Genomic DNA, 19,837 nt, shown 5'->3' on the forward strand with positions numbered 1-19,837 from the left:
GCGATGGTAAGAGCAAGCTTGACCATTTAAAAGACATGCTACAGCACAGTATCGAGTACAAGCAGCTAGCATTTAAAACCGTGCTTATGGACAGCTGGTATGCCACCAAAGACATCATGCTCACCATTGATGGTTTGGATAAAATATTTTACTGTCCGCTTAAGAGCAACCGTTTGGTTGATGACTCCAAAGGACAACGAGCTTATAGCGCAGTAAGTACTTTAGAATGGACAGAGGCAGAACAAGATAACGGCAAGTTGATTAAGATAAATAAGTTCCCTAAAGATTATAAAGTGCAATTGTTTCGGGTCGTGGTGAGTACTCACCGCACGGATTGGGTCGTCACCAACGATACCACTCAAGCTAATCGTAATGACGTACAACAGGTGTGCGCCATACGCTGGAAGATTGAGCAGTTTCATAGAGAGATTAAGCAGCTAACGGGCATAGAGTCTAATCAGTGTCGTAAAGCTCGAATACAGCGCAACCATATCTGTTGTTCTATATTGGTTTGGATATGCTTAACCAGACTCGCCAGACAAACAAGGCAAACGGTGTATCGATTAAAACATGGCTTACTTGATAACTACCTTTGCGAGCAGTTACGCTCGCCTAGGCTGAAGGTTGCGTAAGTCCTAATAATATATGTAGTAATGACTTTCATTCAATACAAACCTTTAGAGCGCTTTAGCAAGATGCTCATATATCATCAACTTAACACCATCACTCCCCTGTTGTGCATTATTTGGTATGCCATTGCTCAATAATGCCACAACGCCCCCTTGCTCATCGATAGCCACTAAGGACGATAGCCCTAGTAAATTACCATCTCGGTAATATACCGTTGCAGACTGCGGTGTTGGTTGATAAGGGAGCATCGCGTAGCCGTAACAGTCTCTAAATTTGCTCATATCACAGGAGTTATCAGCATCTAATGATAATATATTCGGCGCAGGTTTCGCAGCCATTGCGTGCGCTTGCTGTGCCAGGTCAATCGCATTACCTGACAGTCCAGCAGCCGAGGCCAACCCCTTATAATCAAATGCCGTATAAATATCACCAACACCCGTAATGCCGGTCTCGACATAATTATAAGAAACTTCATCAGGCATCGCAGCATTTGAGATAAAGCGTAAGCTGCTATCAGCAAAGTTATACTGCTGCGCTATCACCTCTTTATAAGGCATATCATCATGCAGTCGACTGATAACTTCGCCTAATAGACAATAGCCCAAATTGGAATAGCTGGTCTTAGTATCAGGGATAAACCCAAGCTTAATCTCGTTAAGTCCTTTTAAATTATCAGGGCAAATAGCCTGCCCAATACCGAACATATCCTGTCCGAATACACTATAACGATCAAATCCTGCACGATGCAATAATAACTGCCGAATAGTAATCTGGTTGATATTAAGGTCTTTCGGCGCATTAATTTCAGTGATGATGTCAGACAGATTGGTATCTAGCGATAGCCTGTCATCCTTGATAAGGGCTAAAATCGCATCTGCTGTCCATAGCTTAGTGACGCTCGCATAGCGAAAGCGCGTCTGTTCGGTAATGGTATCTGATAGTAATGGATACTGGCCGATATAGCCATTTTCGCAGTGATGTAGCTGACCTTGGGGATCGATATAAGCAATTTGATTGGCTGGGGCATTATTATTGCGGCTTTGGGTGGTCACAATATCGGCCAGCCATGACGGGCTGTCCTCACTACAGTTTATCGTAGCCACTGCTAGCTCTGCCCGTACCGGATAAGTCTGTAGCCACAATAGATTGCGCGCTAACGGATTGACATAATAGTAGCTCGCTATCGCAAAGACAGCCATTATTAGTAATACGACTATAAAGTCGACCGCTTTAAGATTCCGAAACATAGCTGTTTGCTTATAAGCATATAAAATGAGTAGTAAGGATATAATAGCAAAAAATAAGCCAAACAAAAGCTTGGCTTATTATTAAATGAGTGGAAGTAGTTACGTTAATTATCCACACTTGCTTGGTGTGCTATGCTAATAGCATTTAAGGATGCAGTACAGCAATAGCAGTTAACGTAGGAGAGGTACATCCTGCAGGAATGAACCTAACCTCAGTAATATTAGTCTGACAAGCCCAACTACCAGGAATAGAAGTAGCAGCCGCAGCAACACTAGTAGTGTTGCGATGCCACTGGATGGTTTTACCCGATAATGCCGCTGCCGCACCAGTTCCGAACATACCTGAAATAACAGCACTGCCAGTAGTAGGTGCGATTACCACAGTAGGTTTATGATTTAATGCCACTTGAACAGCGGCACCATTACCAGTATAAGTACCAGCTGCCGCACCTAGTAAGCTGGTCTCAGCGACGTTAAACCCACATTCATTACCATCAATTAGGCACAGCTCAACATGTGTTTTTATAGCCCCCATTTCACCAAGTACACGAGTCACCTGCGCTTTAGCAATATAGTTCTGGTACTGAGGAACCGCAATCGCTGCCAAAACACCGATAATAGCAACAACAATCATTAGCTCAATTAGGGTAAACCCTTTTTGATTGTTCATAAATATTCTCTTATAATTAATTGATAAATTCGTACTGTAATAATAACTGCTCATTAATAATGCTATGGTTTATGCAATTATATTATTCAAATCTTAAGCTTTAATCAAAACATTGATTAGTTAATGAGTTATCGAAATGAGAGTGTTTTAAACGTTAGGATAATATAAGCGATATCAGGTTATCAATAGTTGTCTAGTACTGTATATAACATGTGCTGCATATATCGTGCCACTATTACCCACTCTTTTGTTTTATAGTTAATAAAACCGCCAAACATGATTTTGGCTGTCTAGATAAGGTGCTCGGTAAGATACCCAACCCACATTTGCTATACGAGCGCTATCTACCATAACTGGTAACCATATACCCAAAAACGAGGTGGAGTAAGCGGTGTGCCCGGTAAAAAAGAACTGGTATTGGTAAACAAGTAAATAAACCAAATAGTAAGTGATAAATAAATAATTAACGGTAAAATATTATCTATGGCCTTTTTTTGCTGTACTACTTTATTAAAATGGTGAGCGTGCGAAAATTCAGGATTTTTTAGTAAAAAAACGAACAGCCACAACAGAGCTATTTGGGTAACAGGATATATATGAACGCCTGATAAAGACATATCGATACTTATTGCTAATAAAGCGGCAATAACAAAATAGTTTTGCTTTAAGTCCCAATTTATATTCTTAGCGACTTTAAATATAATAAAAGCTAAAAAACCAAAACCAATGAGCCCTGTTTCAGTCAACACTTGGATAAACAAGTTATGTGGATGGGCAGCTATATTTGGATATTTATCCAGCTGATAAAAGCCACATCCAAATAGTGGATGTTGTGACCAGCATTGAAAGGCGTTTATCCACAAATCATAGCGATCACTTCTAGTATCTCTCGCTATCCGTAGACTGGTGACACTGGTATTGGCTGTATAAGTGACTATTATATAAGTCAACCATGACATAGCATACATTAAGACAAGCCGCCACCGAGCACGACGATGAAATAGGCTTATAATAGCAATAAACACCGTATAAGCTAAAGTGACTGAGCGCCCGCCATCTAACAGTACCGCTAGAAATGCCAAGAATAAGAATAGTAAATATAAAAATCGATACTGCTTTTCAGTCAAATAAAACCAGACGGCAAAAACAGAAATAATTAAAAAATAACTGTCATAAACGCGCATATTCCATGGCAATGGATACCAAATAGGAGAATATTTACCCGTGTCTATATAATTCCATAATGCTACTGGCAACAATAAAAAAATTAATAAGCTCGATAGTACAATAAGCTTTGACAGTAAGGGTTGATAATTTAAAAGATAAAAGCTCTTGTATAATAAATAAACTAGCAGCACATCATTTAGCACAAATATAGGCTGCTGCCAAAAAAAGCTACCAAACGCGATAAAAGCAAAAAACAGCAATTCTAATTTAGTAATAAATAATCGTCTATAACACCAGGTACTTACCCCTATTACTAATAGCAGTGTGACCTGAAAAACTCTAAATTCATTATAAGAATCATGGCCGCTACCTGTATTCATTCCCAATATAAACAATAAAAAATATAGCCCTATCGATAATTCTTTATTAAATAACAGCCTAACAGACTTAATAAATGTCTGAAGCTTATGCTGTTTACTTAAAGGGTTTTTGTTGTACATAGCGTGTTAAACCATATTTAAGAATATAAAAAAAGCCAAACATCATGTTTGGCTTTTTTGGATAATGTAATGGAATAAAACCTTAATCTACACTTACGATGCGAATGATTTAGGTAAAAGCTCATCATCGACCGTAGTAGCAGTATCATCGATAGCCAGAGTACCATTATTATTTAAACCAGCCTCGATTACAAGATCTGCTAATTGACTGGATACACCTGTACCCTTGAATAGATAGCTCATTGTACAGCCAGTTGCTGCTGTTGGATTAGAATCTTGAGCAACTGCACCACCAATTGTCAAAACACCATACTTACCATTAACTGTATTTTGGGTATCATCATCAGTATTAGTACAGCTATTGTTTTGTAAGTTAGAATTAATAGTTGTTTTCGCGCCACCCATCAAGGTGAATGCTTCTGCCGCTTGTGATTTAGCAATATAATTCTGATAAGCCGGAATAGCAATCGCAGCCAAAATACCGATAATGGCGATAACGATCATTAGTTCGATTAGGGTAAAACCTTTTTGAGCGTTCATAAGAACTCCTTTGGGATAGAATAACGACAGTATCATAAACGCTCATTAGCGTATTGGCAACTGTCTGCCAGTTATAAATATTGTGGATGACAGCCGAGGTTAATAATTTAACCTTCTGACTGGTTTGTTGTTATTGTTGCAGATAATGTGCCAACTTTTTGACATTATTAGGTAATTTCTTAATAGATAAGCGTCATAACCTTTAACTTAAGAGTCATATTAGATTTTTATACCATTAATAGTAGATATTAGTACAGGACCACTCTACTTGGGTACCTATTGAGACAGTATTTATCGTTTTCTAGTTATTATTGATGATGATGATTTCTGTTTATTGACCAATGTTGCCTATTCGTTGCTGCAAATTGTCACTTTAGGTAAGTTGTAAGCGCTTATCGTAACTCTACCTGACGTTTTTTGTCAGACGTGCTCTAGATATTATAGCTTAGGATTAGTTCCAGTTATTGCCGGTGCAAGGAGTCACGGTTGTTCGACATTTAACACCTAGATAACTCAAAGTGAGATTACCATCATTTTCCATTTGGCCATCTTCGGGCGTGGCTGTGATTGTCCATAAAGAAGTAAGCGGGTCAGGCGTAAAACTGACATTATAAAGGGGATTCTGCTTTGGATAGTCGCCGCCCAATCCTGTGATTAATGCATTGCTATACGTTCCTTGTGCCAGTTTGCGGCTTTGAATTTGGGCGGCAACATTCTGTAGTTCACTCATCATATCGACGCGTTTAGTCTTAATAACATATTGCTGATAACTTGGATAAGCAAAAGCGGCTAGTATGCCGATGATAGCAACTACTATCATCATCTCAATCAGGGTGAAGCCATGTTGGGGCTTTGGTGTATTGAAGGCTTTTAATGTCATCATAAGTGTAGTTACCTCACTATTATCATTACTACCCTTAGTTCTTTTTGACGATAGCATTACCAGCTCTCCTGATTTGTACCGCAATCATCATCGTCAATCTCGACATCATTTTTACTTTGACAACGCAATCCAGTGCTGGTCATCATCATAAGATTCTCACCTGTGTTTGCTGTAGGTGTATTAGGTTCAGCGAGCATCTTCCATGTGCGACCAGTGGCCAATTCCGTAGAGACTAGTGAACTGCCAGTACTGACACCATCGACCAAGGTAATCTGGTAACGATAAGTATCAGAACCGCTACCATCGGGTATATATATAGTTTGGTTGTCATTTTCAGCATAGCTGTATGTAACACTATTATCGTCGCTATTGACAACTTGAGGGATAAACCCCTTATAGCTCAAAGTCTTTGCCCGCCAGCGCTCTAGCTGTATCTGCAATTGCAACATTTTAGCCTGTGCTTCACGTTCAGCGTTCATGACCACGTAGCGGCGATAGCTGGGAATAGCGAAAGCGGCGAGGACAGCGATAATTATCACGATAATCATCATCTCAATTAACGTAAAGCCTCGGCGGCTGCTATGCAATGGCGCACGTACTGGCTTGATCATATGCCGCGTCCTATTATAAAGTCATGAGTCATCAGAAATTACTGCTGGCGCTCATACCAAGCCCGTGGCTGTAGGGTATAGCGCTCGTTAAAGATATATTCAGAGCCACTACCATCACCGCCTCCCACATAGTCGACCCTATTGTCCGTATCTATACGCTCTTCTAGCGTGGTCGTACCGATTAATACCTTTAGATTGGTATTGTCTTTATTAAATGCTCCCAGCGCTAGTTCTTGGATACCTTGACCGGCAGGAATAAAACCACCAGTACCTGTTATTGAAGTTGTATCCATACAGACACCATAAGGCAAGCAATAAAGTTGGCGTTCTGAGCCGCCCACTATTCTAGCTGAGCAGCTATTAGGTGTGCCGTACTGCTTTTCAGGGTTATAAACCGTGGTATATAGCAAGCTATTGATCACTGCACTATCACCAAGGCCTTTATTATACTTCACATTATTTTTTCCATCGAAGCGGATCAGCGGATAGTACCAGCCTTTATTTATACCAGTTGTTGTACCAGTAATCATACTTGCTTTAGCCGTATTTTTGACATTTTCAGTTGGGGTATTACCAAGCGTGGCAGCTAAATTGATCAACTTATCGTTGTTCAAGTTTTCTATGCTGAGCGTAGAAGTCGTATATAGATCGCTCCTAGTCACATCACTATCAATGATACCGTAAACACGGTTAGCAGTAGCATTAGTCTTACGTAGTTCAGATAATGGTGAACTACGGTTGCCAGAGATGATATTCACTAGCGCAAAAAGCTTACCGTTATCCGGACCGCTCTCTCTGCGGTAAAAGCTCACGATTGGACGTTCATAAAAGCGATAAGCAAATTTATCTTCTTCAACATCAGCACTAGCGTTTAAGATGCGAATGGCAGGTCTAGCTAAGAAGTTATCTACCTCTGTAAAACCAAACTTGTTAGAACGTGCGTTTTGTAGATCGATACGGAAGACTTGGCCGCCTAAATCAGCGGCGTATATATGATCGGTCAGCCCATCATTATCTCTATCGAGTACGGTGATCTCACCAACGACACTATGAATCATAGCATCTGTTTTAACATTTTTTAACAAGCTATCTGCACCACTGGTTGACCAGATTAGCTCGCCTGTTTTAGCCTCAATCATATAAATGGCATTGCCCTTTGCAGGAGCAACAGTAGTGGGCACATAATCATCCTCTTCATAAGCCATATCATAGCCACCTCCGAAGATCAGCACATCAGTAGGATTCACATCATCTTTTTTTAAGCGAATTTTGGCAGCGGTCGGTTTACTCCAAATCTGTCCTAAACGCTCAAAGCCTTTTTCATTAGACTTATTACTAGCTGCAGAGCTTAGACCATTTCTGGTAATACTGAAGAGAATCTTTGGAGCAGAGTCAGTTAAGTCATTAATTTTAGAGATATCTAGACCATAAAAGGCTTCACCGCCCATCCGTAGACCACCGTAGGCAAACATACCTTTTTTCCCTGACTGATCAACAGTGACTTTTTTTGGAGTAGAATCTAAATCATATTTATAATCGGTCACTACCAACCATGGTGCATCAACCCCAAAATAAGGACTACCGGTCTTATTATCATCACGTGTAGAATTATTAACCAAGGCTTCTGGCTGATTTGTTAACATAATCTTAGGGATAATGGCTACTTTCTCTTCACCATCTTCAGCATCAGCTAAATGCAACGCACCATCCATAGAGCCAAACAGTACATAGTCATCGCGAGAAGCAGTTATTCGACCATTAGCATCTAGAGTAGCATTATAAGAGATAGCAGTAGGTGTTGAATGCACAACTCCGCCCAACACTCTAATGTCATCAGTTGGCTGAATTAGTGTTAGATTACTTATCTTTGTATCAGCATCAGTATCAGCATCTGAAATCAGATCTATCTGCTCATCATCATATATTGCTTCTTCAAAACCCAAGAAACTCAGCAAGCGACGTTTATTTAGCTCAGTATAGGTAGCAGTATCTTGTAAGAGATTAAAGCCTACCGGTTTACCATCACTATTGACACTCAACTCACGTAGTATTGGTTTTTTAGGATTTGCATTGGCATCCTTATAGTCTTCGACATATATTTTACGTACACTACTAAGACCCGATTTTGGTGTACTCAGCTGAGCATAGACACCACCTGCGCTAATATCATTGTTAGCAACAATTCCTTTAGAATTCTGGAAATCTGCTGTTTGCCATATGTCTTGGGTTGTACTACTAAGATCACCGGCGACATTTTTATATAGCTTTTCGCCCCCATTGCCAAATAGCGTACCTTGGTTTAGATTGTACTTCTTCAAATTACCTTTCCATATGCTGGCGCTTGAACCTACATCTGGTGCGAGCATCGGAAGATAAGCATACGGTAATTGATTGGACGCCCGATATGGATCACTTGGAATAGTAATGGTCCCTGAGGGAGCAGAAGGTAAAGTTTGATCTAGATCGCTAACAAATGTGGTAATGCTTTCAATAATGTCTTCTGTAGAACTCGCTGAATAAAATCCTCCTTTACCAAATACTCCTACACTTGTCGGTAAATCATCATGTGGTTTTGCACCCCAGTTACAAGCATTTTTTGCATCTATGTTTTCTATGTTGTTGCAATTATAAAAATCAGAAGTTCTTTGTATGCCTTTTGAGTCGAGATAGGAAAGCCTGCGAATCACTTGATTTTCTTTAGACTTGCCTGCATCCGCAACTCTATCTACCTCAAAGTAAGAACCAAAACCAACGACTGCAGTTAGGATTTTTTTATTTGCACCCAAAGGGTTGAGTGTTGCACTACGTAAGGCTTTAGAAAATTCACCAACTTCAGCCATACCTTTGCTACCACTACTAGGTAATGTGCCTGTGGTCGGTATAGTAAAGGAGTTGCCTTTAGTTCCTAATGCAGACTTCATTAGTGGTAAAGGATTAGATGCGTTATTTGGTAAACCATCTGTCAAGAAATAGATACCTTGTCCATCACAGGTGGAGTCGGATATAAGCGGGCTGACGTATTTACCATCTTTTTTAGAAGACCATATAGATTCGCTAAAACCACTGTCATTATTACTTGAAGGGGTATTAGTCCCTAACATATAAGCACCAACTTCTGCATAGGCATTTGCCGTCGGTGTATTACCTATGCCCCTCAATGCAGCAACCGCTTTCTTAATCGCTGTACGCTGTGCTTCATCTAGTAATGCTGCTGGAACTAGTATCTTACCGCTTCTGCTATCATGTGTCTTAGATACGTTATTTTCATCACTTTGTGTAGAGTACTGCCCAATTCCAATAGCTACTTTTTCAGCGTCCAGCTCAGGACTTTCCATTAAAGTGAAAATGGCGTCTTTTAAGCGGGTGAGACGGTCGTAGGCCTTACCAGATCCAGATCCAGATCCAGCAACCGCAACATTTTTATAGTAATACGTATCGTCTCCACTTGATTCAGCGATATATCCAACAGTTGATGGAGGAGGGTTTAGAGGTTTTCCATCGCATTTTTTATCAGTACTGCCATTATCACCACAACTAGACCACTTAGTTTTTTTATTTTGAGCCTTAGCAAAGTAAAAGTACCTTTTTTCAGTTTCCTCATCCCCAGTCGTGCAGTACTTTCTTGTATATTGTGGAGTAGTCGATGACTGTTCCGTGTATACCCCTGTAGAAGATGTACCTGGAGGTAGGTCACAGGCAGAGGTGTACTGACCTCCATCCATACTACCTGAGGTATCTAACATCATCATAATAGTAACTTTGCCACCTTTGGCTGCCTGATAAATTTCTAAATCACCGATTTCTTTGTCCTCGGTGGCGCTATTTACTGAGGTACTGACAACGGTTAGACCTACCAATACCGCTGCTGACAATGCAGTCGTATGCCATGAGCGTCTAGCGGACTGTCTATTATGTATGTATTTCATGGTCTTATCCTTATGCTATCAGTGCGATTAGCGGGCTATACTTTTGAGTGGCTTATAATGGCTAAAAACACAACAATGAGAGTTAAATAAAAAATAGCTATCAATAGATTAACGTTATATTTTATTTAGCTGTTTAAGGTATTAGGCTACAAAGTAAATCTATAGACTTACCGCTACTAGTTTTTCCAAGCTCGACACACCTAGTGCGCTGTGACTGATTTTCTACATTGGCCATCTCATAGAGTGCGGTACTGGGTACCCCTGCCTGTGCCATACAGCCGGCAATCGTCTCATTTTTATCAGCGACACTTTCGTACTTACTAGTTTTTTTTAGGCAGTCTGCTGCGGCAGTAGCTGAGCCAGCATAAGCAGGTAATATTGCGGTACTATTGATATCGAACATAAACGCTTGACTGGATACCTCACTACTATCTTGACCAATAGTATAGCTACCAAACGCCTCATTACTGGCACTATTAGGAGTCAAGGAGATATTGACTTGAGTCATACTGGCGTTACGCTTGCTAACATAATCATCTGGCAGTGCAGGATCACAATAGCCATTACTACTGCCTAATACATTGCCGCCACCCGGAATAGAGATGGTTGTCTTATTGATATTAAAGAATTGTCCACGCGGACGAAAGCAAAAGACATATTCGTGTTCGCTACTATCAGGATTCAAGATAAAATGTCCAAACGGACCTGTGCTTGAGAGCATGGCATTATAGATATCAGTATCACTACTACCATTGATGCTTTGCTCTATATTTTGGTGGGCATTATCAGCGGATTGTAATAGTAAAGTGTTGATTTGATCACTGGTCGCCAGCCTTAGATCGGTTGTGCTTCGTTTGACTGCGATGGCACCTGCCAATATGATTAATACCAAAAATAGCAACACCACAATCAATACCGCTCCTTGTTGAGAGTGCGAAGGTAGCCTTTTTGGGTATTGATACTGCTTATTATTTGACATATTACCTTCCAGTTATGGCGTAGCAGACGTAGGCGGTGTGGTCGTTGATGCAAGCTTTGGTGCCGTAGCAATCACTGTCATGACTCGCGCATTACGTAATAAAACGGTGGACTCATAGCTGCGCCGATAGTACTTGCTCCGTGTTGTATCCGTTTTTAAGGTCTGCGCCTCGCCAAGGATAGTAAAAGTATCTTTGTCAGCGTCGGTTATCAATGGCGTGCTACTACGGATAATAATGCCCAACTTAATAGTAGTAATCGCGGGCTTATCCGTCAGCCCTAGGTAAATATTTGCTGGTAGATAAGTGAGCTGGGTCACATTCGTTTGCGTACCAAGCAATACTTTGAATTGATCGATTGCTGCTACGATAACTGCACCATTACCAGTAAAGGCTGTGGTTACCTCACCGTCATTATCAACGCGACCAGCAGCGCAGGCTAATACCAAATCCTGTACCCCTGTTCCAGAGCTAGCACTTGACGCCAAACGTACGAAATAACGCTCAATAACCCAGTTAGCATCTCCTGCTGGGACTGCTGTTCCTTCACAGTCATACATAATATTTGGGGTGATATTTTTATATTGAATGGTCAGCTGATCGCTAGCAACATCTCTTATATTTGATGTGCCAGCCCATCCTCTAAAGCCATTACTATTGGTAAGAAATTCAGTCCCAGTGTCGTTATTGCTACCTAAATTCGTGGTCGTCAGTACCACACCGCCATGACTGGTCGCATCATTAATATTGGTAATAGGATTGCCTAAATTAGCAATGCGAACACGATCTTCTATTGCTTGCAAAGCGAATATAGTACTGTCCTGAACTTCTGATGCGCTTTGCTGCACGGTAATAGTGCGCGCGCTTATTACATAAACTTGCATGACCGCAGCTGATATGAGCAGCCCCAACACTAACGATATCATCAGCTCAATAAGTGTAAAGCCTTGTACCTTTGATGAGTAACTTACCCTATTGTTATTATAATTTTCACTCATCAATAGGCCTCCGATATTAAGCAATGACTGCCGGTTTTGTAAACGCCGTCACTATTGGCACAGGCTCCATCATCATTACTATCCATCAAAGCCTTGGTATCATTCCACGCGGTGATGATACACATTTGCTGCTGAATAGCTTGTTGAGTCGCATCAGCCGGACAACTAACGACTGCAACCTTAATATTCTCTTCTAGCGCTGTCTTTTTTACCAGCAATGTATCGCGGGTAGCAAGCTGGTTAATGCTGCACGGCTTGTTTGGTATCTCGTTATCATCATCATCAGTTGTCGTCCCTGTTGATAAACAGTTGTTAGCACCATTAATACTAATTACTAATCCATCTACAGTCACACTATCTCCGCTATCTGCGTTAGCTATCGCTGTGCTAGTGGCAATAGCTTGGACAGTTGGAACAGCGCTAGCTATAGTTGGCAAAACGGTAGTAAACGTCGCTCCACTCCCTGTCACATAAGCTTCAGGATAGGCGCGCATGACTTCGGCTAAATTACGCACGATAGTCAGAGATTTGGTACGTACCAAGCTTTCGTCAGTAGCCGTGATGGCACGCATCTGTAGCGCACTAAAACCCAATACCGCAACGGATAATAATAAGACGGCGACCAGCACTTCTACCAGTCCGACTCCGCGCTGATACGTTAACTGACTCATTCGCATGTCCCTCCCAGCTGACTGCTAATAATCGCGACAGCACTGACCATAATTTGTCGCGGTGCAATTGTCAGATCGTCATCGCAAATAGTGTACGTCAATCCTGCGTCAACGCGTTTACTAGGCTCAAAGGTGATCGTGGTAACTACAGATTCATCTATCGTATTTATTGCCTCTATTGTGCTTTTTGCATCGTAGCTGTAACTGGAAATATTAGCTGTATTTGCAATATTAATCGTACCTGTATCGCTACTGTCATTAGCAAAGCTCACAGTAATTGGCTGCCGACGAATGATGCTTTCGACCTTGGCTTCTTTTAGAGCGTTTGTCAGCGTGGCCGCTGTTGATTTCACCCGCTGATTGGCAAGTTGAGTACTTATATTAGGCGCAGCAATACTCACGATGATAGCGAGTACCGCAATAGTTACCATCAGCTCAATCAGGGTAAACCCTGAGCTGGTTGTGCGTCGGTGTATTAATCTATTAACAGATACGTTCAAATCAATATCCTACTACTAACTATTGCCAATTAATCAAAATATGATGAGATTAATCAAATCATTAATCATATATGGGCGTTAAGTTGTTTATATCTAAGGGTTTTATAACTGTTATCCATGCAATTTTCATTCCACTATATTGCTACCAACACCTATTCTATGGTACTTACAAGCGCAAGTTAGAAACAATCAGGTAGTGTTTAGTATACAGAAAAACAGCATGTAAAGTCAGATTAGACGTTTTGTGATTAGATAGAAGTATTACGAATAGGGTTACCGCTATTTATGAGTGACTGCCATGAGCAAGCGCGTAGGCGCTGAGATGATAGGGATTGGCAGGAGTGGTAGTGGCTGTTTGGTTAATAGAAGCGCTTTCCATCACAGCCTGCGTGAGTATCGTGCGCGCCAATGCCTGCAGACTGGCACCTGTCGTGGCGACATCATCAAACAGCAACAGCCGCTTAACAGGCGGTGGCTCGGTGAGCGCAAAAGCATTATCTAAGTTAGTTAGGCGTTCGGCACGACTTAAGCCTTGCTGACTGCTGGTATTATCAATACGCTGTACTCCTTGCCATAGCGGGATTTGCCAATGTTTAGACAATTGCGCTGATAAAATACTAACGGGGTCAAATCCGCGTTTGATTAATCGTTGGTTGGTCGTTGGCATGGCAACAATCACACTGTTATCGTGATGACAACCAGAAGGGCGCGGCAGTTGACGTAAAGCATGTAGCAATACCGGCAGTTTGGTCATATCTTCATGTTGTTTAGAGGCACGGATGGCTTGACGTATAGGATAGTCATAATAGCTAGCCGCTTGCATGGGCAGCGTGGTACCAGCAGCGATATCAACCTGAAAAGGTTCGGGTAACCACATGATACTGTTATGACAGCGCGAACAAAGCAGACCGCTATTAAAACGGTTGCTAAAACTACGGCGCAATTTGGCAATAATTGAATGATTGGTACGCAAAGAATCAAGGCGTGATGAATCGGTACCTAGAGAATCAGGGTTTGACGAATAGGGTGACAGTTTTAGTGAAGGCTCGCTACGATGAACGCGGCATAGCTGACAGCGTACACTAAGATACTCTGCCAGCCATAGTCCGCTTTGATAAGGTGTTAAAGCACGCATAAAGCGTTGTAAGTATTGACCAATCGCAATCTAAAACCCTTTCCAATCGTTCAGCACGATACCAACACCAACCGCTGTGTTCTCATAATTGTAGTCAATAAGGGACTCACCGTAACCTTGAAACAGCTGTACATAGCCATTAACACTCTCTGTTAACGGAAAGACGTAGTCAATTTGCGCTGCGCCTTTGTTAGTTTTGGCATTATAGCGCAAGGTACCGCTAATGCTTTTTTGATCAGGTAAGTCATACAAGAACTTGATATCACCATAACCCATAAAATCTTCGATATCTGGGTTATCATCGTCACTGCCGCCACCATCTACTCGTGCCCATACGCGCGGTACAATCGAGAACTTACCCCATTCAGCACCGCCCATCAGATAAACACGGTTCCATGAGCGTGACAGCGGCTCAGACCGGCCATTGGAATGATGCATCGCTCCTACCCCTAACATCCGCAAACGTCCACCAAAAGGTAGATTGGCGGTAACCGGTTGGGTTAAGAAGACCTCCGGCTGATAGTCAGTGGCGCGAAACGGTCTTGAATTGTCTTCGTTATAGACCTGCCAGTGCGATTGCTGAGTATAGCCAAACCACAAATCAGCATTGGTATCAAAGAGATCCTCAGCAACTTTACTCTTTAGCGACAGCTGAAATTTTAGTTCAGCTTGACGTATATCATTAGACGTAAAGTTGGCTTGGTCTTGGTCTTGTGACGGTGTAGTTGGACTTAGATTGGGATCAGCGGTATAGAATAATGGCAACACGTAGTTTGGGTTATGAGGTCTTATGGTCCATGTACCACGCTCACTGTTTTGATCAAGATCGTAGGCAAGACTGAGCGACGAGTATTTTTCGACATCGTTTTGAGTGACGCCTACGTCTTCTAATATTTGCGCGTCATTGTTGTTTACCAGTAAAGCATCTTCTTCAACCACATCCGCATCAAAAGCGTTCACATTCTCTGCGAGTACCACTTGTGGACTACCTGAAAAAGTACTTTGAAAGGTTTTTGCTAGATCTAAAGGTTGCTTGGTGGTGGTATAGCTTGGTATTTCGCCTTGGTCTGCCACTTTATCGAAGCAGGCCAAGCGCGCAGCACTGGTTTGCACTTGCGTACATTCAAAAAATAGCCGCGTCTGCTTCGCCATAAAGGCATCACTGACTGGTTTACTGCTATCAAGGGTCGTATTGGGATTGTTTAAGCTTTTATAAATAGCTTGCGATGATTCATCACTCTTATACTCAATTACCGCATCTGTCACGGGCAGCTCATTGTAAGTCTGACCTTCGTTGGCAGCCTGTACTTGTAGCGCCGTACAACTCAAGGCAATACCCACAGCAATACTCAAATGAGTCGGCATGGTTTGGCGACATTTTTGTTTAGGGCTATGGCGTTGATATGATTCGCTGTTACGCGGTACCTGACGCTGAGAAATAAGGGGGTCAAACATAGAGGTCCTTTATCTTACTGGCATTGCAGCCGGCAGAGTATCTGAAGTAACTGAGGTAATAATTGAGGTAATCGCTAAAATAAGCTCTGAGCTAGCCGCTAGACTAAAAAATAACAGAAATACAGATAGTAAAAGCGGCGATGACTGTTTGGCATCGCCGCTCTAGTAATGTTATTTTATTGTAATGAAAATGTGCGCACTATACTAGCGTTATCGGTGCTTAATGCAAGTACAAATGAGCATAAAGATACTGTCAAACTAAATGCTTGGTTTGGGTGTTTATATCAGTGTTAGTGTCAGCATCGCTACTGATAGCGCACGCCATTACTATCAATCCAGCCGCCTTGATGGCGCGCCGCAGGGTCATGATGCGTCCAGTGGACCAGTCCCCCTTTGTCATTATAAACATACTCCCCATAAAAACTCAGTGATGTGCCTCTCGACACCTCAGCCACGCGCGGCGCTAAGTCAATATTGTGTACCAATAACAAGGTCTGCTTGGGGCTGACACCATCAAGCTCGACCAGTATCTTTTGGTGGCGGCTGCCTTTATTATCATCAGGCAGGACTTTAATAACAGTCCCGCAACCTTTGACCTGACGGTCTGATTGTTTGGCTTTAAAAGCGCTTATTATCGTATCATTCTGGCATGTATTAGTATCACTATCGAATTGACTGTTATTTTGCTCGTCAATATATAAAGACTCGCTAGGTTGGCAGCCGCTGAGCAACAATAAGCCTGAGAGTAAGCTTATGGCTAAGGACCGGGTCTGCCTTGTAACCGCATTTGAAAGTTTAGGACTATTCATAGCAATAGAGTCAGTTTTTCTATAAATATCATAGAGTCAGGGTGGCAAAAGTAAACAAGCCAGCGACTGTTGATTAGCAGCGCTGACTGGTATTTAAAATTGAGAACTATTTATTTTGGGTTATTTATTAAGTGCAGTCAACGTTTGCTCAAACTCTTGGCGACCGATTTCACCAACCTGTTGACTGACTAATTGGCCCTCTTGATAATATAATAGCGCTGGCGGGCCAAATAATTTATAGCGCGATAAGATCGCTTTAGAGTCCGCCGTGGTTTCTGTGATATCAAGCTTGACCAACTGCCAACCTTGCATTTGCGCGGGACGACTGTGGAATAGATTTTTATCCATAATGCGGCATTCAATACACCACTCGGCGGTGACATCAACGATGACTTTAGGGTTCGCGGCAATAATAGCATCCACCTCTGCTAACGTCGTGACGGTCTTATCTGTCGCATTATTGTTACCTACCAGCTGACCGCCCGTAGATTGACCGCCTATAGATTGGATAGACATCGGTGTCGCGCTTAATGACGCTAGCGGGTGTAGACTGTCATCATTACCCAATGCCGCACCAATGATCAAACAAGCCGCCCAAATACCAGCCACCAAACCCAGCGCTTGAGTCAGCATCCGGCCTTTACCCAGCCAGCTCCATGCCCATGTCGCAACGACCATAAACCATAGCGCCCATACTAGCAGTATCACCGGTGAGATAAACACACGCTCAACGAGTAATAAAGCGACTGCAAATAATAGTAAGGCAAAACCTTGCTTGACCCAGTTCATCCACTCGCCCGCTTTCGGAATAATCTTGCCTTGGGTCGCACCAATTAAAATGAGCGGCGCGGATAAGCCAAAGCCGAGCATAAACAAAGCGACAAAGCCCAGCAGCGGACTACCGATAGTCGAGACCGCAAGCAAGGCGCCAAATAATGGCGCGGACACGCAAGGTGACACCACCAGCGCGGATAAAAACCCAGCCACTAAGCTGCCGCCGGTACTACCAAGCTTGCTGTCACCTGCTTGACTCAAACCTTGCATTTTACTACTGATCGCTCGCGGCAAGCGGATACTAAACACACCCAGCATATAGAACGCCAACAGCACAAACACGATGGCAAAGCTGATTAAAATAATTGGATTTTGTAGCCAGCCGATGATACCTAGCGATTCACCAAATACCGCAATCAATGCCCCCAAAATACCATAAGCAGTAGCGACACCTATCGCATAACTGGTGGTTAAGACAACCCCTCTCTTGACAGTTGGGTTTTTTTCACGAGCGACAATGTTAGCCACAATAGGCAACATCGGTAGTACGCATGGGGTCAGCGCCAAGCCCAGACCGGCCAAAAACAACAAACCTAACGCCAACCAAGGATGGGAGGCCAAGCCAAATGGGTCACTTTCTACTAAGTTATTAGCAATAGCACTGTCATTGGTATTGGCACTGGCACTGGCACTGGCACTGGCACTGTTTGTAGAGTCGCCTAATACCCTTCCATCTGCCCCAGAAATCGTATTGGTGGCAGCACTGTCATCTAAAGAGCCGTCCTCTAAAGAACTGTCCTCTATTAAAGCATAATCAATAACATCGTCATCTATCAACGCCTCCCCTGTTTCAGGCGTGAGGCTATTAGCGTCAGTTGTATTTAAATTTTCTGATGTCGCCGTAGCACTTGCAGCTAACTTGGTATTCGCAAGATTATCTTTAGTTGCGGACTCTTTGGCAGCAGAATTTTTGGCCGCATTACCGGCGTTACTTACCACGGTCTGTTGCGATGCCGCAGCAATATTGACGGTGGTTTTAATCTTTTCAGGTGGATAGCATAGGCCTGCATACGCACAACCTTGCCAACCAATAACAATAGCCGCATTGTCTACGCCTTTGCCGCTACTATTGGTCAGCGTGGTAGTCGCTACCATATTGACTTGATCAAAGACGGCTACCTTTCCATATGTTGGATCATCAATTGACTTAGGCGATTGACTAAAGCTAAAAGGCCCAGCGGTCACGCCAGTAGGCAAGGTCAGCTTAATTTGATCTCTATAGACATAGTGCTCAGGCGTGATGTCGAAGTTAATCGATAGACGTGTACCAGCACTGGCAGGCTTACTGCTACTGCTGACCTGAAAAGCTTCATCTACGGGTAAGAACTTTGGTTGCGCCGCGCTTTGGTTACTACTAAACAGATCGCTCAAACTGGCAGCGTGAGTCGCTACGGAAGTAACAGACAGCCCAGTCAGTAGCGATGTGCTCGCCACAGCAAGTGCAAGAGCGTAAGACTTTTTAGAAGCTCGTTTCTTTATTAAGGCTGTTTTTGCTGCTGGCGTCTCGATTGACATGAATAACTACCTATTTATTACTACTTATTACTGATATTCGAAATCGATCTATTCAATATTTATTTGCGTTTCACAGAAATATCAACTGTGGTTTTGCTCTTCTCTGGTGGATAGCATAATCCTGCTTTTGCACAGCCTTGCCAACCAATAACAATCGGTGCATTCTTCGCTCCTTTACCATTATTGGTAGTCAAAGTCGTGGTTGCTACTATGCTTTTCTGAGTAAATACAGGTACCTGACCAAAAGTTGGATCATTAATTGAGACCGGCGACTGATTAAAAGTAAACGGAGTTGCGCTCACTCCCTTAGGGAAACTTAAAGTAAGCTGATCTTTATAGACGTAATGACCGGGCGTGATATCGAAAGCGATCGATAAACGCGTGCCCTTAGCCGTAGCTTTAGTACTACTGCTAACTTGAAAAGCTTCATCAACGGGCAAGAATTTAGATTTCGCCGCATTATTGTTACCAAATAAATCACCTAGACTGGCTGCCTGAGCAGTCACAGAAGTTACTAATAATCCCGTCATCAACGAGGTACTTGCGATAACAAACGCCAGCGCATAAGACTTTTTAGAGGCGCGTTTAGTTATTGCGACTGATTTCGATGTTGGTATTTTAATTGACATGAATAATTACCTTTGATTGCTAATGTTTAAAACCAAGCATTGCTACTGATAATCTAATTGCTATGAGCAGCCTTGTTACTACAAATAGCGTTGCCGCAGCTGATATCACAAATTTTTCTGAGCAATGCTTTATATGTACT

General features: G+C 42.4%; 17 protein-coding genes. 1 reads left to right on the forward strand and 16 read right to left on the reverse strand.

Annotated elements, in window-relative coordinates; translation table 11 throughout:
• Positions 1 to 632 (forward strand): transposase (locus tag JMX97_RS01810; RefSeq protein WP_201554588.1); only part of this gene is annotated, 632 nt, incomplete at its 5' end.
• Positions 633 to 677: 45 nt separating this feature from the next.
• Here the strand turns inward: JMX97_RS01810 and JMX97_RS01815 are convergent.
• The 16 genes from JMX97_RS01815 to JMX97_RS01890 form a co-directional block, all read right to left on the reverse strand.
• Positions 678 to 1,877, reverse strand: coding sequence for a serine hydrolase domain-containing protein (locus JMX97_RS01815; protein WP_201554590.1), 1,200 nt, complete (start codon positions 1,875 to 1,877; stop codon positions 678 to 680).
• Between the two features lie 145 nt (positions 1,878 to 2,022).
• Positions 2,023 to 2,547 (reverse strand): pilin, encoded by a 525-nt coding sequence (locus JMX97_RS01820; RefSeq protein ID WP_201554592.1) that lies wholly within the window; start codon positions 2,545 to 2,547, stop codon positions 2,023 to 2,025.
• 344 nt (positions 2,548 to 2,891) lie between these two features.
• Positions 2,892 to 4,214: an O-antigen ligase family protein gene (locus tag JMX97_RS01825; RefSeq protein ID WP_201554594.1), complete on the reverse strand. Its 1,323-nt coding sequence runs from the start codon at positions 4,212 to 4,214 to the stop codon at positions 2,892 to 2,894.
• Positions 4,215 to 4,307: 93 nt separating this feature from the next.
• The gene (locus tag JMX97_RS01830) at positions 4,308 to 4,754 is read right to left on the reverse strand and encodes a prepilin-type N-terminal cleavage/methylation domain-containing protein (RefSeq protein ID WP_201554596.1); all 447 of its coding nucleotides are present in this window, start codon (positions 4,752 to 4,754) and stop codon (positions 4,308 to 4,310) included.
• Between the two features lie 451 nt (positions 4,755 to 5,205).
• On the reverse strand, positions 5,206 to 5,694 hold the full coding sequence (locus JMX97_RS01835) for a type IV pilin protein (RefSeq protein WP_320157733.1): 489 nt from the start codon (positions 5,692 to 5,694) through the stop codon (positions 5,206 to 5,208).
• Complete coding sequence (locus JMX97_RS01840) at positions 5,694 to 6,248, reverse strand: prepilin-type N-terminal cleavage/methylation domain-containing protein (protein WP_201554598.1); 555 nt, start codon at positions 6,246 to 6,248, stop codon at positions 5,694 to 5,696. Before JMX97_RS01840 ends, JMX97_RS01835 begins: the two co-directional genes overlap by 1 nt.
• A gap of 38 nt (positions 6,249 to 6,286) precedes the next feature.
• Positions 6,287 to 10,174: a PilC/PilY family type IV pilus protein gene (locus JMX97_RS01845; protein ID WP_201554600.1), complete on the reverse strand. Its 3,888-nt coding sequence runs from the start codon at positions 10,172 to 10,174 to the stop codon at positions 6,287 to 6,289.
• Positions 10,175 to 10,307: 133 nt separating this feature from the next.
• Positions 10,308 to 11,153, reverse strand: a complete 846-nt coding sequence (locus tag JMX97_RS01850) for a pilus assembly protein PilX (protein ID WP_201554602.1) — start codon at positions 11,151 to 11,153, stop codon at positions 10,308 to 10,310.
• Between the two features lie 12 nt (positions 11,154 to 11,165).
• Positions 11,166 to 12,149: a PilW family protein gene (locus JMX97_RS01855; protein WP_201554611.1), complete on the reverse strand. Its 984-nt coding sequence runs from the start codon at positions 12,147 to 12,149 to the stop codon at positions 11,166 to 11,168.
• Positions 12,149 to 12,820, reverse strand: coding sequence for a type IV pilus modification protein PilV (gene pilV / locus JMX97_RS01860; RefSeq protein WP_227671408.1), 672 nt, complete (start codon positions 12,818 to 12,820; stop codon positions 12,149 to 12,151). Before pilV ends, JMX97_RS01855 begins: the two co-directional genes overlap by 1 nt.
• Complete coding sequence (locus tag JMX97_RS01865; protein WP_227671407.1) at positions 12,817 to 13,320, reverse strand: Tfp pilus assembly protein FimT/FimU; 504 nt, start codon at positions 13,318 to 13,320, stop codon at positions 12,817 to 12,819. The genes pilV and JMX97_RS01865 overlap by 4 nt, the downstream gene beginning before the upstream one ends.
• Before the next feature lie 283 nt (positions 13,321 to 13,603).
• The gene (locus tag JMX97_RS01870; protein ID WP_201554621.1) at positions 13,604 to 14,455 is read right to left on the reverse strand and encodes a ComF family protein; all 852 of its coding nucleotides are present in this window, start codon (positions 14,453 to 14,455) and stop codon (positions 13,604 to 13,606) included.
• 30 nt (positions 14,456 to 14,485) lie between these two features.
• Positions 14,486 to 15,910, reverse strand: coding sequence for a phospholipase A (locus JMX97_RS01875; RefSeq protein WP_201554623.1), 1,425 nt, complete (start codon positions 15,908 to 15,910; stop codon positions 14,486 to 14,488).
• 305 nt (positions 15,911 to 16,215) lie between these two features.
• Positions 16,216 to 16,719 carry a DUF3465 domain-containing protein gene (locus JMX97_RS01880; RefSeq protein ID WP_201554625.1) on the reverse strand — a complete coding sequence of 168 codons (504 nt, stop codon included), beginning with the start codon at positions 16,717 to 16,719 and terminating at the stop codon, positions 16,216 to 16,218.
• A gap of 120 nt (positions 16,720 to 16,839) precedes the next feature.
• Complete coding sequence (locus JMX97_RS01885) at positions 16,840 to 19,068, reverse strand: protein-disulfide reductase DsbD domain-containing protein (RefSeq protein WP_201554626.1); 2,229 nt, start codon at positions 19,066 to 19,068, stop codon at positions 16,840 to 16,842.
• Between the two features lie 59 nt (positions 19,069 to 19,127).
• Positions 19,128 to 19,697 (reverse strand): protein-disulfide reductase DsbD domain-containing protein, encoded by a 570-nt coding sequence (locus tag JMX97_RS01890; RefSeq protein WP_201554628.1) that lies wholly within the window; start codon positions 19,695 to 19,697, stop codon positions 19,128 to 19,130.
• Between the last annotated feature and the right edge of the window lie 140 nt (positions 19,698 to 19,837).

This window comes from Psychrobacter sp. 72-O-c (assembly GCF_904846605.1).
Classification (GTDB): Bacteria; Pseudomonadota; Gammaproteobacteria; order Pseudomonadales; family Moraxellaceae; genus Psychrobacter.

What these genes read in the sequence shown, in the direction of transcription:
- JMX97_RS01815 (WP_201554590.1), bottom strand. Translation starts at nt 1,877, where the DNA reads ATGTTTCGGAATCTTAAAGCGGTCGACTTTATAGTCGTATTACTAATA.
- JMX97_RS01820 (WP_201554592.1), bottom strand. Translation starts at nt 2,547, where the DNA reads ATGAACAATCAAAAAGGGTTTACCCTAATTGAGCTAATGATTGTTGTT.
- JMX97_RS01825 (WP_201554594.1), bottom strand. Translation starts at nt 4,214, where the DNA reads ATGTACAACAAAAACCCTTTAAGTAAACAGCATAAGCTTCAGACATTT.
- JMX97_RS01830 (WP_201554596.1), bottom strand. Translation starts at nt 4,754, where the DNA reads ATGAACGCTCAAAAAGGTTTTACCCTAATCGAACTAATGATCGTTATC.
- JMX97_RS01835 (WP_320157733.1), bottom strand. Translation starts at nt 5,694, where the DNA reads ATGCTATCGTCAAAAAGAACTAAGGGTAGTAATGATAATAGTGAGGTA.
- JMX97_RS01840 (WP_201554598.1), bottom strand. Translation starts at nt 6,248, where the DNA reads ATGATCAAGCCAGTACGTGCGCCATTGCATAGCAGCCGCCGAGGCTTT.
- JMX97_RS01845 (WP_201554600.1), bottom strand. Translation starts at nt 10,174, where the DNA reads ATGAAATACATACATAATAGACAGTCCGCTAGACGCTCATGGCATACG.
- JMX97_RS01850 (WP_201554602.1), bottom strand. Translation starts at nt 11,153, where the DNA reads ATGTCAAATAATAAGCAGTATCAATACCCAAAAAGGCTACCTTCGCAC.
- JMX97_RS01855 (WP_201554611.1), bottom strand. Translation starts at nt 12,149, where the DNA reads ATGAGTGAAAATTATAATAACAATAGGGTAAGTTACTCATCAAAGGTA.
- pilV (WP_227671408.1), bottom strand. Translation starts at nt 12,820, where the DNA reads ATGAGTCAGTTAACGTATCAGCGCGGAGTCGGACTGGTAGAAGTGCTG.
- JMX97_RS01870 (WP_201554621.1), bottom strand. Translation starts at nt 14,455, where the DNA reads ATGCGTGCTTTAACACCTTATCAAAGCGGACTATGGCTGGCAGAGTAT.
- JMX97_RS01875 (WP_201554623.1), bottom strand. Translation starts at nt 15,910, where the DNA reads ATGTTTGACCCCCTTATTTCTCAGCGTCAGGTACCGCGTAACAGCGAA.
- JMX97_RS01880 (WP_201554625.1), bottom strand. Translation starts at nt 16,719, where the DNA reads ATGAATAGTCCTAAACTTTCAAATGCGGTTACAAGGCAGACCCGGTCC.
- JMX97_RS01885 (WP_201554626.1), bottom strand. Translation starts at nt 19,068, where the DNA reads ATGTCAATCGAGACGCCAGCAGCAAAAACAGCCTTAATAAAGAAACGA.
- JMX97_RS01890 (WP_201554628.1), bottom strand. Translation starts at nt 19,697, where the DNA reads ATGTCAATTAAAATACCAACATCGAAATCAGTCGCAATAACTAAACGC.